We start from the raw sequence: 12,582 nt of genomic DNA, 5'->3' as shown, positions 1-12,582 counted from the left end.
CTGCATGGGCGCCCTGATTCCAAGGTGCTGTCCCGCATTTTTCCCACGGTGGCTCCAGGCCGCCGCTCAATAGAAGAACGTCGAATTATGTCAGCTGAATTTCTGAGTGAAGTCTCCAAGAGACGCACTTTTGCGATCATCTCGCACCCGGATGCGGGTAAAACCACCATCACCGAAAAGGTCCTGCTGTTCGGACAGGCCATTCAGCGCGCCGGTACCGTCAAGGGCCGTGGCTCGGGCCAGCACGCCAAATCCGACTGGATGGAGATGGAGAAGCAGCGCGGTATCTCCATCACCACTTCCGTGATGCAGTTCCCCTACGCCGACTGCCTGGTCAACCTGCTCGATACCCCGGGTCACGAGGACTTCTCCGAAGATACCTACCGTACTCTCACGGCGGTCGACTGCTGCCTGATGGTCATCGACGCCGCCAAGGGTGTTGAAGACCGGACCCGCAAGCTGATGGAAGTGACCCGTCTGCGTGACACCCCCATCCTCACCTTCATGAACAAGCTGGACCGCGAAGTGCGCGATCCGATGGAGGTCATGGACGAGGTGGAGCGCGAGCTCAACATCATGTGCGCCCCCATCACCTGGCCCATCGGCTGTGGCAAATCCTTCAAGGGGGTCTACCACCTCTACAAGGACGAGACCTACCTGTATCAGAGCGGTCAGGGCCACACCATCCAGGAGAAGCGGGTGGTCAAGGGGTTGAACAACCCCGAGCTGGACGCCGCCATCGGCGACGATCTGGCGGCCCAGCTGCGTGGCGAGCTGGAGCTGGTGCAGGGCGCCTCTCCCGAGTTCGATCACGACGCCTTCATCGCCGGCGAGATGACCCCGGTCTTCTTCGGGACCGCCCTCGGCAACTTCGGTGTCGACCACATGCTGGACGGCCTGACCGACTGGGCGCCAGCCCCCATGCCGCGCAAGGCCGAGAGCCGCGAAGTGGTGGCGACCGAGGAGAAGTTCTCCGGCTTCGTGTTCAAGATCCAGGCGAACATGGACCCGAAACACCGCGACCGTATCGCCTTCATGCGCATCGTGTCAGGCACCTACTCCAAGGGCATGAAGATGCGCCACGTGCGCATCGGCAAGGACGTGAACATCTCCGACGCCGTCACCTTCATGGCCGGTGACCGTGAACAGGCGGTCGAGGCCTGTGCTGGCGACATCATCGGTCTGCACAACCACGGCACCATCCAGATCGGCGACACCTTCACCCAGGGTGAAGATCTCAAGTTCACCGGCATCCCGAACTTCGCGCCGGAACTGTTCCGCCGCATCCGCCTGCGTGACCCCCTCAAGCAGAAGCAGCTGCTCAAGGGGCTGGTGCAGCTCTCCGAAGAGGGGGCGGTGCAGGTGTTCCGTCCGCTCATCAGCAACGATCTCATCGTCGGTGCGGTCGGTGTGCTGCAGTTCGACGTAGTGGTTTCTCGTCTGAAGAGCGAGTACAACGTCGAGGCCATCTACGAGGCGGTCAACGTCGCCACCGCCCGCTGGGTGGAAGGGACCGACGTCAAGAAGTTCGAAGAGTTCAAGCGCAAGAATGAGGTCAACCTGGCCCTCGATGGTGGTGACAACCTCACCTACATCGCGCCGACCATGGTCAACCTGCGCCTGGCCCAGGAGCGTCACCCGGACGTTCACTTCCGCCAGACCCGCGAACACTGATCACCCTGCCCGCACCCAGCGGGTGGCTGATGACCAGAGAGACCCCGCTTCGGCGGGGTTTTTTGTTATGGGGCGTGTCATTGGAAGGGGCGGCGATCCCCATCCGGGGCTTGATGAATGAATAAAAATCAAGGATAAGTGATTTAAATTTCACCCATGGAGAGAGACATGTCCGTCACCCAACCCGTAGAGGCGCAGTTTGCCGCCTACAATGCCCACGATCTCGATGCCTTCGTGGCCTGCTTTGCCCCGGATTTCAAAGGCTATCGCATGCCGACCGAGACGCCGAGCACAGTCGGCAAGGGGGCGCTGCGGGCCTTCTATGCGGAGCACAGATTCAACAACCCGCTGCTCAAGGCCGAGCTGCTGTCACGCACCGTCTTGGGCAACAAGGTGTTTGATCACGAGCTGATCCATGGCCTCTCCCTTGAGCCCATCGAGAGCGTGGCGGTGTTCGAGGTGAAGGAGGGTCTTATCCAGACCGCCTGGTTCTATTTCCCTTCCTGAGCGCCGCGACACGGGCCTGCCGGCGACAAAGCTGGTATAAGAGAAAGTTCCCTGCGGGCATCCCCTGGTCTGCCCGCGTCTGGACAATAACAAGGAGTACACCATGCTTGGACGCATCACCCACCTCTTCCCGCTTTGGGCCCTGCTGTTTTCCCTGCTGGCCTACTGGCAGCCCGAGCCCTTCGTCGGCCTCAAGGGCCAGATAGTGCCGCTGCTGACCATCATCATGCTGGCCATGGGGCTGACCCTCAAACCCCAGAACTTCCTCGACGTGGTGCGCAACAAGAAGGCCATCGGCCTCGGGCTGGTATTGCAGTTCAGCGTGATGCCGCTGGCCGCTCTGCTGGTCAGCCTGTTGCTGGGCTTTGATGCCGAGTTGACCGTGGGAATGGTGCTGGTGGGCAGCGTCGCCGGTGGCACCTCTTCCAACGTGATGTGCTATCTGGCCAAGGGCGATGTGGCTCTCTCCATCACCATGACAGCTCTCTCCACCCTGCTCGGGGTCCTCGTCACCCCCCTGCTGGTGCAGCTGCTGGCTGGCAAGAGCGTCGACGTGCCGGTGCTGGACATGCTGCTGAGCCTGGTGAAGATAGTGCTGATCCCTGTGGTGTTCGGGGTGGTTGCCAATGTCTTCCTCCACTCCCTGACGGCACGTATCGAGCCCGTGCTGCCGCTCGTCTCCATGGCCGCCATCGTCATGATCATCGCCATCGTGGTCGCCCTCAACGCAGGGCAGTTCGCCAGCATCGGCCCCATCGTGGCGCTGGCGGTGATCCTGCACAACGGCATCGGCATTGTGGCGGGCTACTGGGTCAGTCGCTGGCTGGGCTTTGAGGAGCGGATCTGCCGCACCGTGGCCTTCGAAGTGGGGTTGCAGAATTCTGGCCTCGCCACGGCGCTGGCCATGAAATTCTTCACTCCCGCCTCGGCCATGGCTGGCACCCTCTTCTCGGTCTGGCACAACCTGTCCGGCTCTCTGCTGGCCGGGGTCTGGGCCAAGCGACCGCTTTCCCGGCCTGCTGGGACCCTGGAGCAGCGCGCTGGCTGATCAGGGGGCGCAAGATGAAACAATAAGGGGCCATGGGCCCCTTGTTGTTGTTTGAGCTAGTCGAGCGCCAGCACCATGCAGATCTCGCAGGCGTCGTGGCCCGTGCAGCCAAGGGGCCCCGGCAGGTGTTCGAAGCCCAGGGATTCATAGAGGGCGGTGGCTTCCCGCAGCACGGCGGTGGTCTCCAGATAGCAGCGCTGGTAACCCAGGGCGCGAGCCTCGGCCAGCGCCTGCAACACCAGCCGCCGTCCCAGCCCCAGCCCTCGCAGGGCGGGCAGGAAGTACATCTTCTGCAGCTCGCACACATCCGCTGCTCCCGCCAGCGGCGCTATGCCACCCCCGCCGAGAATGGCGCCGTCCGGTCCCTCAATCACCCAGTAGCGGCTGCGCTCCCCCTGATAGGTCTCGTGGAGAAAATCGAGGTTGGGATCCGCCACCCCGTACCCCTTGTCGGCGGTGAGGCCGTATTCGGCGGAGACGGCGCGCACCACGGCGGCGATCCGGGGATTGTCGGCCGGGGTGATGGGGCGGATGACGAACCCCTGCTGGCGGCGGGCGCGGGAGAGGGCGCTGCGATAGAGCCGCATGCCCTCCCAGATCTGCTCGCACTCGGCGGGGGAGAGTTGGGCCAGGGCCCCCGCCATGGTCTCGTCCATCTGCCGGTGCAGCTCCTCAAGCTGTGCCTTGCCCGGCTCGGTGAGGCTCGCCTCCTTGCTGCGCCCGTCCGAGGGGTGGGGTTGCCAGGCGATCAGCTCCCGCTCGGCGAGGCGGGCCAGGGGGCGGCTGGCGTTGGACTTGTCGATGCGAAGGCGCTCGGCAAGCTGCTGGTTGGTGGCGGGACCGTTCTCCAGCTCGATGAGCAGGTGGGCCTCCAGGGGGCTCAGGGCCAGCGAGCCGCACTGCTGGGAGAGCATGCCGAGTTCGCGTACCAGTTCCCTCGACAGGGCGCGCAGGGGGCGGGGATCCATGGGGTTGTCTCCTTGTGATGGTATTTGGTTGTTATGCGCAACCAATACCATCATTTGGTTGTTGATGACAACTATTTGCGTGAAAAAGGGCGAAAGGCAGGCAGAAAAAAGGGCCCGGGAGAGGGCCCAAACATTGGAAACCCGCGCGGGGGCGCGGATCCCATCCTTGGTCAGGCAAGGCGCCGGCGAGGGTTAGACCAGTTCCGCCAGCATGGTGTCGGCATAGGGGGTCAGAGCCTCTCCCTGCTTCACCTTGGCGAGGTAGTCCGGGTTGGCGATGAGGGGGCGACCGATGGCGACGAGGTCGAAGCGGTCCGCCTCGATGGCCTCGAGCGCGGTCTCGGCGCTGTAGTTGCCGACCCCCACCAGGTGGCCGTCGTAGCGGGCACGCAGGTAGTCGGAGGCGCGGCCGTCCAGGTAGTCGAAGGTGAGGCTGTCATCGAAGATACCCAGGTGCAGATAGGCCAGGTTGCGCTGGTTCAGCTCGGCCAGCAGGTGGTCGAACACGGCGCGATCCCGGGCATCCCCTTCCAGGTGCACATAGGCGCCGGGGGAGAGACGAAGGCCGGTGCGATCCCCGCCGATGCGGGCGGCGATGGCATCCACTACCTCGAGGGCGAAGCGGCTCATGTTCTCGGGGCTGCCGCCGTAGTTGTCGGTGCGCAGGTTGCTGGCGTGGTGCAGGAACTGATCGATGAGGTAGCCGTTGGCACCGTGGATCTCCACCCCGTCAAAGCCCGCCTCGATGGCGTTGGCGGCGGCCTGGGCGTAATCCTCGACCAGTTGGGCGATTTCGCGCTCGGTCAGGGCGCGCGGCACTTGATAGACCAGCTCACGCATGCGCGGCACCGTGCCCTCATGGGCGACGGCGGAGGGGGCCAGCACTTCGGCGTGGTGGAAGAAGGGGTGGGAGAGACGGCCCACGTGCCACAGCTGGGCGAAGATCTTGCCGCCGTTGGCATGCACGGCGCTGGTCACTTTCTTCCAGCCGGCGATCTGTTCGGCGCTGTAGAGCCCCGGGGTATTGGGGTAGCCCTGCCCGTCCGGCCGGATGATGGTGGCTTCGGAGATGATGAGGCCGATGTCGGCGCGGCGGCCGTAGTAGGCGGCCATCTGTTCGGTGGGCACCAGACCCGGGCCCGCCATGCAGCGGGTGAGGGGGGCCATCATGAAACGGTTCGCGAGGGTGAGGGTGTCGTTGAGGCGATAGGGCTGAAACAGGGTATTCATGATCGTCTGTCCTGAGGGAGTGATTCTTGAACGGGCATTCAAGACGTTTTTTGGTTTGCGTGCAAGTATTTTTTGAGCAAGCATTCAACATGGATTGACGGGGGAGGCTGGGGTAAACTTGCCGCCCTGTTTTTTCCGTCCCGCGGGACCTTGCCACCGGAGACCCCATGCGCAGCGCCGAATACGATCGGGATGCCGTCTTGCGAAACGCCATGGAAGCCTTTCGCGCCAAAGGCTATGCCAAGACCACCATGCAGGAGCTGGTGGCCGCAACCGGCCTGCACCCGGGCAGCCTCTATGCCGCCTTTGGCAACAAGCGCGGCCTGCTGCTGGCGGCGGTCGATCACTATGTGGCAGAGAAGGGAGCCCTGCGCCGTCGCTGCCTGGCACAGCCCAGCCCGCTGGCGGGGCTGCACGCCTTCCTCGAGCAGGTGGTGGACGATGCCCTGCAGGGCTCCTGCCTGCTGACCCGCACCCTGATGGAGCTGGCGGAGCAGGACGAGGAGCTGCACCTTCGCTTCAAGGCCATCTACGGCGAGCTGGAACAGGATCTGGCCGGGCAGCTGGCCCTGGCAAAGGCGCAGGGAGAGCTGGCAAAAGAGGGGGACATCCCCACCCTGACCGCCTTCTTGCAGGTCCATATCCAGGGACTGGTCACCTTCGCCCAGTGTCACCCCGACCGCCCTCTGCTGGCCGGTGTCGTCGCCCGGATGATGAGCGCCCTGCGGGCGTGATGGCGAGGATGGAAACAACAAAGGCTCCCGCGGGAGCCTTTGTTGTTTCTGGGGATGCCACACGCCGCCGGGTTGTTTGCTCCCTTCTCCCACTTATTTACAAAAGAATGGGAGAAGGGCTGGGGATGAGGGGGAGGGCTCGTGCTCAGCGCAAAGAGAGCAAAAGAAGTTCCAGTACGGCCTCCATTCGACTCAATACATCGTTATTCCACACCCGGATCACCCGAAAGCCCTGCTGATTGAGGTAGGCCGTTCTTGCGCCATCATGTTGCCGTCCGGCCGGTTCGTTGTGCTGTGACCCGTCTACCTCGATGATCAGCCTCTGCTCAAGAGAGATGAAATCGACAATGTAGGGCCCGATGGGTATCTGGCGACGGAATTTCACCCCAGCCAGGCGGCGGTCGCGCAATTGCAGCCACAGTTTCTGTTCGGCAAGGGTGGCTTCTCGCCTCATGCGCTTGGCAAACGGATGGGTTCTCATGGTGCCTATCCAGAGCTATTTGACCCTATTAGATATAGCCATTCCCCGGTCTGGTGACTGAGTGGGTTGCTTCCCCTCACCCTGGCCCTCTCCCAGAGGGAGAGGGGACAGATCGAGTAACAGTTGTCATCTTGTTGGTCATCTCGGGGCCATCGTGGTGTGGTGTGACATTGAACTGATGAACTGATGAACTGATGAACTGATGAACTGATGAACTGATGAACTGATGAACTGATGAACTGATGAACTGATGAACTGATGAACTGATGAATCGATAGGTCGATGTGCTGGTGGGATGTATTTCGCCCTAGCAGACAGGTTGTTTGCGATGCTGCCAGTGGCGCAGATCCGCTCCCTTCTCCCCTTGCGGGAGAAGGGTTGGGGATGAGGGGGGGAGTCACACGCCGTCGGGTTATTCAGGAGTCACCAGCTTTTTCATCAGATGCTTGAGCCACACCTGGGCCGGCTGCCGCGCATGCTGCTTTGGTATGCCAGACGCTGCGGGTTTACGCGGGGCTGACCAGATCCTTCATCAGCGCCTTCAACCAGATCAACGCCGGTTGCTGGGCGTGGACCGGGTGCCAGACGCAGTTGAGGTGATAGTCCGGCACGTCGTCGGGCAGGGGCAGGCTTTTCAGCGGCCAGTGGCTGGCGAGCAGCTCGGCCACCATGCTGGGCAGCACCAGCAGGTGATCGCTCTGGCTCACGATGGCGGCGGCGGACATATAGCTCTGGCTGTTGACCGAGATGGTGCGGCTATGGCCCAGGCTCTGCAAATAGCGGTCGAGGCTCGCCTCCGAGGTGCCGAGCGGCGAGTGGAACACATGGGGCATCTCGATTAGCTGCTCGAGGGTGATGCGCTCCTCCTCCAGCTCCAGGGTGGCACGCACCAGCCCGGCCAGGGGTTCGGTGAGCCAGGTCTCCTTGCCCAGATACCCCGGCACCTGCATGTACTCGTCAAACCCCAGCACCAGGTCGATTTCGCCGCTCGCCAGCTCGGCTTCGGGCAGGGTATCGCGCAGGATGCGGATCTCGATGGTGACGCCCGGCGCCAGCTTCCTGAGGCGCTGGATAAGGGGCGGGATCAGCACGCATTCCACGTAATCCGTGGTGCAGAGCACGAAGCGGCGCTTCGACTGGCGCGGCGCGAACTCGTCCTCCTCCCAGAGTTGCTGCTCCAGCAGCCGCAGCGCCTGCTGCACCCCCAGATGCAGCCGCTGGGCCCGGGGAGTCGGCAACATCCCCTGGGGCGTGCGCACCAGCAGCGGGTCGCCGAGAAAGGCCCGCAACCGGCCGAGGGAGTGGCTCATGGCGGGCTGGCTGATAAAGAGCGATTCGGCGGCGCGGGTCACGCTCCCTTGCGTCATCAGGGCGTCAAAGGCGAGCAGCAGATTGAGGTCGAGCTGGTGCAGTTTCATGGGGGGATTATTCGCCGTGTTTATGGGACAATTAATCCTATTCATTTGATGGATGGGCGCGCAACTTCTTACACTGCGACCCACTCTTATTTTTCAGGGTTCCCAGGCAAATCGGGGGCCTCAATCCATGCAAGGAGCCTTGCGATGAGCATCAAGACCATGAATTCCACGCCGGCCGCCGACGGCTTCACCATGCCCGCCGAGTGGGCTCACCAACAGGCCGTCTGGATGATCTGGCCGTTCCGCCCGGACAACTGGCGGGAAGCCGGTCGCTTCGCCCAGGCCACCTTCGCCAAGGTGGCGGATGCCATCGGTGGCGCGACGCCGGTCTTTATGGGGGTGCCGGCCCAGTTTATGGAGCAGGCCCGTGGCATCATGCCTGCCCACGTTACCCTGGTCGAGATGGCCAGCGATGACTGCTGGGCCCGCGACACTGGCCCCACCATCGTCACCAACGCCGCAGGCGAGTGCCGTGGGGTGGACTGGGGCTTCAACGCCTGGGGCGGCCACAAGGGGGGTCTCTACTACCCGTGGAACCAGGATGAAGAGGTCGCAGCCCGGATGCTGGAACAGCACGGCATGGATCGTTACGATGCACCGCTCATTCTGGAAGGGGGCTCCATCCATGTGGATGGCGAAGGCACCTGCCTGACCACCGCCGAGTGCCTGCTCAACGAAAACCGCAACCCGCACCTGACCAAAGAGCAGATCGAAGCTCACCTGCGCGACTATCTGGGCGTCACCAGCTTTATCTGGCTGGACGAAGGCGTCTACATGGACGAAACCGACGGCCACATCGACAATATGTGCTGCTTCGTGCGCCCAGGTGAAGTGGCCCTGCACTGGACCGATGACGAGAACGATCCCCAGTACGCCCGCTCCCTGGCCGCCCTCAAGGTGCTGGAAGCGGCGGTCGACGCCAAGGGTCGCAAGCTGAAAGTGTGGAAGCTGCCCCAGCCGGGCCCGCTGTTCTGCACCGAAGAGGAGTCTGCCGGCGTCGAGAGCGGCAGCGGTGTGCCGCGCGAGGCAGAAGGCCGTCTGGCCGGTTCCTATGTGAACTTCCTCATTACCAACGATCGCATCGTCTACCCGCTGCTGGATGCCGCCACCGACGGCGAAGCCCAGCGCATTCTGGAAGAGATCTTCCCGGATCACACCGTGGTCGGCGTACCGGCCCGCGAGATCCTGCTGGGCGGTGGCAATATCCACTGCATTACCCAGCAGATCCCCTCCGGCAAATAAGAACCGGATGACGATCCTGCTGCGAAGCCGTGATCAAGGCTCATGTGCAGCTCGCTTATGTGGAACAAACGGCTCATGTATTCACATACACTCCGGTTCCTGCGCTGCTCTTCACTGAGCTTCCGGCCTCTCGCGACGGGTCGTAAACCGGCTTACGCCAGCTGAGGTTGGTATTCAAAACCCCACGCCGTGGGGTTTTATCTCTTGATAATGTGATGGTCGCAGGCGCCGATGCGGCGATCATCATGACAAACAGTCACCCTTTTACAGGAGATCCCCATGATCGAAGTGACCGAGGTTTCCATTGCCGAGCTGCGTGCCGCGCTCGAATCAGGCCGCACCACCGCGGTCGAACTGGTCGAGGCCTATCAGGCCCGGATCGCCGCCTATGACGGCCCCGAGACAGCAACCCGCCTCAATGCCGTCGTGGTGCCCAACCCCGATGCCCTGAAAGAGGCGCAAGATTCTGATGAGCGCCGCGCCCGTGGGGAAACCCTGGGGCCGCTCGACGGCATCCCCTACACCGCCAAGGACAGCTATCTGGTCAAGGGGCTGACCGCCGCCTCCGGCAGCCCGGCCTTCAAGGATCTGGTGGCCCAGCGCGATGCCTTTACCGTTGAGCGCCTGCGCGCCGCCGGTGCCATCTGCCTTGGCAAGACCAATATGCCCCCCATGGCCAATGGCGGCATGCAGCGCGGCGTCTATGGCCGCGCCGAGAGCCCCTACAACGCCGACTACCTGACCGCGCCCTTTGCCTCCGGCTCCTCCAACGGGGCCGGTACTGCCACCGCCGCGAGCTTCGCCGCCTTTGGTCTCGCCGAAGAGACCTGGTCGAGCGGCCGGGGCCCTGCGTCCAACAACGGTCTGTGTGCCTACACCCCGTCCCGGGGCGTGATTTCGGTGCGCGGCAACTGGCCCCTGACCCCGACCATGGACGTGGTGGTGCCCTACGCCCGCACCATGGCCGATCTGCTGGAAGTGCTGGATGTGGTGGTCGCCGACGATGCCGAGACTCGTGGTGATCTCTGGCGCATGCAGCCCTGGGTACAACTGCCCAAGGCCTCCGAAGTGCGTCCGGCTTCCTATCTGGAACTGGCTGCCAAGGCCGATGCCCTCAAGGGCAAGCGCCTCGGCGTGCCGCGCATGTTTATCAACAAGGATGAACTGGCGGGCACCAGCGACAATCCCGGCATCGGCGGCCCGACCGGTCAGCGCATCCATACCCGTCCGTCCGTGATTGCCCTCTGGGAAGAGGCGCGCAAGGCGCTGGAAGCCGCGGGCGCAGAAGTCATCGAAGTGGACTTCCCGCTGGTCTCCAACTGCGAAGGGGACAGACCCGGCGCGCCGACCGTGTTCAATCGCGGCATCGTGAGCCCGGAGTTTCTCAATGACGAGCTGTGGGAGCTCTCCGGCTGGGCATTTGACGACTTCCTGCGCGCCAACGGCGATCCCAAGTTGAACAAACTTGAAGATGTCGATGGGCCGAAGATCTTCCCCCACGATCCGGGCACCCTGCCGAACCGCGAGGGCGATCTGGCGGCGGGCATGGACGAGTACGTCAAGATGGCCAAGCGCGGTCTCAAGCGTTTCGACGAGATTGCCTCTGTGCCGGACGGCCTGCGTGGTCTGGAGAAGACCCGCAAGCTGGATCTGGAAGAGTGGATGGACGGGCTCAAGCTCGACGCCGTGCTGTTCCCGACCGTCGCCGACGTCGCCCCGGCTGACGCGGACGTGAATCCGGCCTCCGCCGATATCGCCTGGAGCAACGGCATCTGGGTTGCCAACGGCAACCTCGCTATTCGCCACCTCGGCGTGCCGACCGTCACCGTCCCCATGGGCGTCATGACCGATATCGGTATGCCGGTGGGCCTGACCTTCGCCGGTCGCGCCTATGACGACAACAACCTGCTGCGCGTCGCCTCGGCCTTCGAGTCCACCGGCAGCAAGCGTATGGTGCCGCCGCGGACGCCGCCGTTGGGGTGATTGTTTTTGGTATTAAATAGCTAGGGTTAGTCTGGTGACAATGAAATAAAACCCACCCGTTATACGGGTGGGTTTTATTTGCTTTAATATGACTGTTTGTATGGAGATGGTATTCACCTGACAGTTGCCCACAAAAGGGAGTGGTCATACGGCTTCAAACCGGATAACAAAACGGTACCCCTACCGTGTTATCCGGAGTCACCGTATGACCACCAACGAGAAAGTAGCACGTCGCAAACTCAGCCTGCTAGAGCTCGCCAAAGAGCTCAATAATGTCAGCAAAGCCTGCAAGCTCATCGGCTACAGCCGTCAGCAGTTCTACGAAATTCGCCGTAACTACCAGACCTATGGCGCCGAGGGATTGCTCGACAAATTGCCCGGGTGTAAAGGGGCTCATCCCAATCGGGTCGCTCCTGAGATTGAACAGGCCATCCTCGATTACTCCCTCACCAGACCAACTCATGGCCCGCTGCGGGTCGCCCAAGAACTGGCTCTGCAAGGCATCAATGTCAGTGCGGGTGGTGTGCGTGGCGTGTGGCAACGTCACGACTTGCTCTCCAAACACGACCGCTTGTTGCGCCTCGAGAAAACCCACCGGGAGCAGACCATTGAGCTCAATGACGAGCAGATTCGCCTGTTAGAACGCTTCAGCCCCGAGTTTCGCGAACGCCAGATTGAGGTCCACTACACCGGGGAACTGGTGGCGGTCGACACCTTCTTCGTCGGCGCACTCAAGGGGGTGGGCAAGGTGTATCTGCAAACCGTACTGGACTGCTACAGCCGCCACGCCTGGGGACGGCTCTACACCAGCAAGCTGCCGGTGACCTCGGTTCATGTGCTCAATGAAACGGTATTGCCGTTCTTCGAAGCCCATGAGGCGCGGGTCTATACCATCCTGTCGGACAACGGGCGCGAGTTCTGCGGCCGCCCTGACCATCATCCCTACGAGCTGTTCCTGCAACTGGAGGGGATTGAGCACCGGACCACCAAGGTACGCAGGCCGCAGAGCAACGGCTTTATCGAGCGGCTACATCGCACCCTGCTGGATGAACACTTCCGTATCAAGGGGAGGACAACCTGGTATGAGTCGGTAGAGCAGATGCAGACAGACCTGGACAGCTATCTGGATCACTACAACACCCAGCGGCCACATCAAGGCAGGATGATGGAAGGACAGACTCCCTACAGCATGTTCAAAAAGGGTCTGAAATTGATACCGAAGGAAGTGCGCACTAAAGTAGCGTAAACAAGACACCGGTTTGAGGCCGGTGTCAGGTGATAACTAGATCTGTACAGA

General features: G+C 62.4%; 11 protein-coding genes. 7 read left to right on the top strand and 4 right to left on the bottom strand.

Annotated features, from left to right (window positions below; all coding sequences use genetic code 11):
• Positions 1 to 84 precede the first annotated feature (84 nt).
• From prfC to AB5Y64_RS12670, 3 genes are all read left to right on the top strand, one after another.
• Positions 85 to 1,674: a peptide chain release factor 3 gene (gene prfC, locus AB5Y64_RS12680; protein ID WP_089503670.1), complete on the top strand. Its 1,590-nt coding sequence runs from the start codon at positions 85 to 87 to the stop codon at positions 1,672 to 1,674.
• A 168-nt stretch (positions 1,675 to 1,842) separates the two neighbouring features.
• Entirely contained in the window at positions 1,843 to 2,181 is a 339-nt protein-coding gene (locus AB5Y64_RS12675) for a nuclear transport factor 2 family protein (protein ID WP_104451827.1), read from the top strand.
• A gap of 103 nt (positions 2,182 to 2,284) precedes the next feature.
• Positions 2,285 to 3,229, top strand: a complete 945-nt coding sequence (locus AB5Y64_RS12670) for a bile acid:sodium symporter family protein (RefSeq protein WP_113069659.1) — start codon at positions 2,285 to 2,287, stop codon at positions 3,227 to 3,229.
• Positions 3,230 to 3,285: 56 nt separating this feature from the next.
• Here the strand turns inward: AB5Y64_RS12670 and AB5Y64_RS12665 are convergent, their stop codons facing one another.
• Both AB5Y64_RS12665 and AB5Y64_RS12660 read right to left on the bottom strand, forming a co-directional pair.
• Positions 3,286 to 4,197 carry a MarR family transcriptional regulator gene (locus AB5Y64_RS12665; RefSeq protein WP_042864394.1) on the bottom strand — a complete coding sequence of 304 codons (912 nt, stop codon included), beginning with the start codon at positions 4,195 to 4,197 and terminating at the stop codon, positions 3,286 to 3,288.
• Positions 4,198 to 4,389: 192 nt separating this feature from the next.
• Complete coding sequence (locus AB5Y64_RS12660) at positions 4,390 to 5,427, bottom strand: alkene reductase (protein ID WP_171865565.1); 1,038 nt, start codon at positions 5,425 to 5,427, stop codon at positions 4,390 to 4,392.
• 167 nt (positions 5,428 to 5,594) lie between these two features.
• Here AB5Y64_RS12660 and AB5Y64_RS12655 point away from each other — a divergent pair, with 167 nt between their 5' ends.
• A complete protein-coding gene (locus AB5Y64_RS12655) occupies positions 5,595 to 6,161 on the top strand; it encodes a TetR/AcrR family transcriptional regulator (RefSeq protein ID WP_010672924.1) in 567 nt (188 codons plus the stop codon).
• Positions 6,162 to 6,306: 145 nt separating this feature from the next.
• On the opposite strand, the gene AB5Y64_RS12650 is transcribed toward AB5Y64_RS12655, so the two are convergent.
• Complete coding sequence (locus AB5Y64_RS12650) at positions 6,307 to 6,642, bottom strand: endonuclease domain-containing protein (protein WP_041211050.1); 336 nt, start codon at positions 6,640 to 6,642, stop codon at positions 6,307 to 6,309.
• 506 nt (positions 6,643 to 7,148) lie between these two features.
• Positions 7,149 to 8,060, bottom strand: a complete 912-nt coding sequence (locus AB5Y64_RS12645; RefSeq protein ID WP_041211051.1) for a LysR family transcriptional regulator — start codon at positions 8,058 to 8,060, stop codon at positions 7,149 to 7,151.
• A 144-nt stretch (positions 8,061 to 8,204) separates the two neighbouring features.
• Between AB5Y64_RS12645 and aguA the strand changes: the two genes are divergently transcribed.
• The 3 genes from aguA (at position 8,205) to AB5Y64_RS12630 (ending at position 12,531) form a co-directional block, all read left to right on the top strand.
• Positions 8,205 to 9,302 (top strand): agmatine deiminase, encoded by a 1,098-nt coding sequence (gene aguA / locus AB5Y64_RS12640; RefSeq protein WP_319911428.1) that lies wholly within the window; start codon positions 8,205 to 8,207, stop codon positions 9,300 to 9,302.
• 279 nt (positions 9,303 to 9,581) lie between these two features.
• Positions 9,582 to 11,285 carry an amidase gene (locus AB5Y64_RS12635; protein ID WP_368203926.1) on the top strand — a complete coding sequence of 568 codons (1,704 nt, stop codon included), beginning with the start codon at positions 9,582 to 9,584 and terminating at the stop codon, positions 11,283 to 11,285.
• 205 nt (positions 11,286 to 11,490) lie between these two features.
• Positions 11,491 to 12,531 (top strand): IS481-like element ISAs19 family transposase, encoded by a 1,041-nt coding sequence (locus tag AB5Y64_RS12630; protein WP_042017433.1) that lies wholly within the window; start codon positions 11,491 to 11,493, stop codon positions 12,529 to 12,531.
• The last annotated feature ends 51 nt before the right edge of the window (positions 12,532 to 12,582 follow it).

Origin of the sequence: Aeromonas sp. R5-1 (assembly GCF_040908265.1) — a bacterium.
GTDB lineage: Bacteria > Pseudomonadota > Gammaproteobacteria > Enterobacterales > Aeromonadaceae > Aeromonas > Aeromonas caviae.
The sequence above is the reverse complement of the archived record's forward strand: the minus strand, read 5'-3'. Positions and strand labels throughout refer to the sequence as shown.

Coding starts and splice junctions, on each gene's coding strand:
- AB5Y64_RS12675 (WP_104451827.1), top strand. CDS start 1,843: ATGTCCGTCACCCAACCCGTAGAGGCGCAGTTTGCCGCCTACAATGCC.
- AB5Y64_RS12670 (WP_113069659.1), top strand. CDS start 2,285: ATGCTTGGACGCATCACCCACCTCTTCCCGCTTTGGGCCCTGCTGTTT.
- AB5Y64_RS12665 (WP_042864394.1), bottom strand. CDS start 4,197: ATGGATCCCCGCCCCCTGCGCGCCCTGTCGAGGGAACTGGTACGCGAA.
- AB5Y64_RS12660 (WP_171865565.1), bottom strand. CDS start 5,427: ATGAATACCCTGTTTCAGCCCTATCGCCTCAACGACACCCTCACCCTC.
- AB5Y64_RS12655 (WP_010672924.1), top strand. CDS start 5,595: ATGCGCAGCGCCGAATACGATCGGGATGCCGTCTTGCGAAACGCCATG.
- AB5Y64_RS12650 (WP_041211050.1), bottom strand. CDS start 6,642: ATGAGAACCCATCCGTTTGCCAAGCGCATGAGGCGAGAAGCCACCCTT.
- AB5Y64_RS12645 (WP_041211051.1), bottom strand. CDS start 8,060: ATGAAACTGCACCAGCTCGACCTCAATCTGCTGCTCGCCTTTGACGCC.
- aguA (WP_319911428.1), top strand. CDS start 8,205: ATGAGCATCAAGACCATGAATTCCACGCCGGCCGCCGACGGCTTCACC.
- AB5Y64_RS12635 (WP_368203926.1), top strand. CDS start 9,582: ATGATCGAAGTGACCGAGGTTTCCATTGCCGAGCTGCGTGCCGCGCTC.
- AB5Y64_RS12630 (WP_042017433.1), top strand. CDS start 11,491: ATGACCACCAACGAGAAAGTAGCACGTCGCAAACTCAGCCTGCTAGAG.